3 protein-coding genes are annotated in these 2,687 nt (G+C 69.2%); all 3 read left to right on the top strand.

Going from position 1 to position 2,687, the window contains the following annotated elements; translation table 11 throughout:
• Positions 1 to 819: hypothetical protein (locus AC1DU6_RS26370; RefSeq protein WP_477860735.1), on the top strand; the 819-nt coding region annotated here is incomplete at its 5' end.
• Positions 820 to 877: 58 nt separating this feature from the next.
• Positions 878 to 1,423 carry a GNAT family N-acetyltransferase gene (locus AC1DU6_RS26365; protein WP_056203007.1) on the top strand — a complete coding sequence of 182 codons (546 nt, stop codon included), beginning with the start codon at positions 878 to 880 and terminating at the stop codon, positions 1,421 to 1,423.
• The gene (locus AC1DU6_RS26360; RefSeq protein ID WP_457323439.1) at positions 1,420 to 2,661 is read left to right on the top strand and encodes a saccharopine dehydrogenase family protein; all 1,242 of its coding nucleotides are present in this window, start codon (positions 1,420 to 1,422) and stop codon (positions 2,659 to 2,661) included. The genes AC1DU6_RS26365 and AC1DU6_RS26360 overlap by 4 nt, the downstream gene beginning before the upstream one ends.
• The last annotated feature ends 26 nt before the right edge of the window (positions 2,662 to 2,687 follow it).

Raw genomic sequence — 2,687 nt, 5'->3', positions numbered from 1 at the left:
GCCGACGGCCATTCGGTCTATTTGGCCGCACGGTGCTTGCCCGAAGGTCCACTGCGTGACGCCGCGCTGCTGGCAGGCCTGGCGCGCTTCCCCCAGCACGCCTGGCTGGCCTATGGCGCGGCCAAGGCCGAAGCCGGCAATGCCAACTGGCGCGTGGCGCTGCGTGACTATGAGCTGGCGCGTGTGGAGCCCGCACTGGCGCCGTTTGCCAGCATCGAGGCCAACCGGCTGCGTCGCTTGCTTGGCGAAAAGGAGCTGGGTGTCGAGGCCGAGCGCATCGGCCCGCCGAGTCGGTTGCTGGGCGCACTCGGCTACCAGGTGCGGGCACGCGCGCTGGTCTCCGAGCCCGAGGCCTTCGCCAGGCTCGCGGCCGGAGAACCGGACAAGGCGGCCAGCGTCGACGCCGCGCCTTCTTCGCATCTACTGCGTCTGGCTGCGGCGTCCGACGGCGCCTCGGCCGACCTGCGCCGGCGTGTCGCGACCCTGCCTCCCGACGACGGCCTGGACGAGCTGACTTACTGGACGGCGCTGGCCCTGGCCGACCGCGAGGGACGGCCCGCGCCTGCGCTGCCCGCCGCGGCCATGGCCAGTGCCGGCATCGAGCCCGACCAGATCCGCAAGCTCGAAGCCTTTCGCAACGCGCTGGGCAGCACTGCCGCATTGGCCAGCGCTGAAAAGCATCTGCAAGGTTTGTTGCCCGAGCTGCGCGGCCAAGCCTACAGCATGGCCACAGTGCGCCTGGGTGGCCGCGCGCCGCCAGCTTGGCGGGAAGCCGCCAAGCGCTTGCTCCAGAGCCACGAGCGCCCCTACTTCAACTGAATCACAATGCCCCGGAGCCCGGCCTCGGCCGGGCTTTCTCATTCAAGGAACCGAGCTCATGTTGAGAGGCCAACACGTCGGCTTGCGTTATGTGACGGAAGACGATCTGCCCTGGCTCAAGCGCGCCGTGGGCGACCCGCAGGTGCGCGGCCCCTACCTCGGCTCGCGCATGATGACGCCGCATGCTGTGGACCAGCGCTGGAAGGACAACGGCTTCGCCAACGAGGACGCCGAGCGCCTGCTGATCTGTCACCTGCACGACGGCAGCGTCATCGGTGACGTGGTGCACTTCGCCGCGGCCCGCTACACGACGGCGCGCGAGATCGGCTGGACGCTGGCCGACGTCGCGATGCGCGGCCGCGGGTTGGCTTCGGAGGCTGCCGCGCTGTTGGTGGACTATCTGTTCGAGAACTGGCCGGTGAACCGGCTGTCCTGCGGCATGTCGGTGCACAACCATGCGTCCCGGCGTGTGGCGGAGAAGTGCGGCTTCACGCACGAGGGCATCCAGCGCGGCGTCGTGTTTGTCGGYGGTGAGTATGTGGACTGCCATTCGCTGTCGCTGCTGCGCAGCGAGTGGATGGCGATGAAAGGCAAGGACAAGTGAGCTCCGCTGGCCACAACAACCGTGAATTCGATCTGATCGTCTTCGGTGCGACCGGCTTCACGGGCCGTCTTGTCGCGGAATACCTGCACTTGAGCGGGGCCGGTGGCGCGCGCTGGGCAATTGCCGGGCGCAGCCTGGACAAGCTGGGCAAGGTGCGCGACGAGTTGCACCTGCCGCCGTCCGTCGCGCTGCTCAAGGCCGATGCGAACGACGCTGCAGCGCTGAAGGCACTGGTGGCGCGCACGCGCTGCGTCATCACGACGGTCGGGCCTTACCAATTGCATGGCGAACCGCTGGCGACGGCCTGCGCCGAGGGCGGCACGGATTACGTCGATCTCTGCGGCGAGCCGCTGTGGATGGCGAAGATGATCGACAAGCTCACGCCACTGGCGCAGAAGAGCGGCGCGCGCATCGTCTTCTCTTGCGGCTTCGATTCCATCCCCTTTGACCTGGGCGTCGTCTATCTGCAGGCCGAAGCGCGAAAGCGCTTCGGCGCGCCGCTACCGGAAGTGCGTGGCCGCGTCGCCCGCGTCAAGGGCACGGCCTCGGGCGGCACCTTGGCCAGCATGATGGAAACCATCGAGGCCGTGAAGCGCGAGCCGGGGCTCATCAAGGTGATGGCCAACCCGTTTGCGCTGACACCGGGTCTCAAGGGCCCGCGCCAGCCCGGCGGTCAGGCCGCGGACTTCGACGACTGGGCCGACCGCTGGAGCGGTCCCTTCTTCATGGCCACCATCAACACGAAAAACGTGCACCGCAGCAACGCGCTGCGCGGCCACCCCTGGGGCGCCGATTTCATCTACAGCGAGAAGCTGCTGACCGGCAAGCCCGGCCAGGCCGACAAGGGGCGCAAGAAGGCCATCGCGCTGGCCCGCTTCACCAGGCTGCAGAACCTGGCCCTGGGCTTCACGCCGACACGGGCCCTGCTGCGCCGCTTCGTGCTGACCCAGCCCGGCGACGGGCCGGACAAGGCGGCGCGCGAGGCCGGGCACTATGAGCTCTGGTTCACCGGCAGGTCGGCCGGTGGCGAGCTGCTGCGCGCCGTCGTCAAGGGCGACCGCGACCCCGGCTATGGCTCGACCTGCAAGCTCATCAGTGAGACGGCCCTGTGCCTCGTGCAGGACGTGGGCCGCGACGCGACGCCGGGCGGCATCTGGACGCCGGGCAGTGCCATGGGGCTGGCCCTGGTGCGCCGCCTGCATGAACGCGCCGGGCTGACCTTCGAGATCGCGGCTTGACGGGCGCCCCGCGCTGGGCGGTCAGC

This window comes from Roseateles sp. P5_B10 (assembly GCF_056400485.1).
Note: the sequence above shows the minus strand (reverse complement) of the source record. Positions and strands in the feature narration are given on the sequence as shown.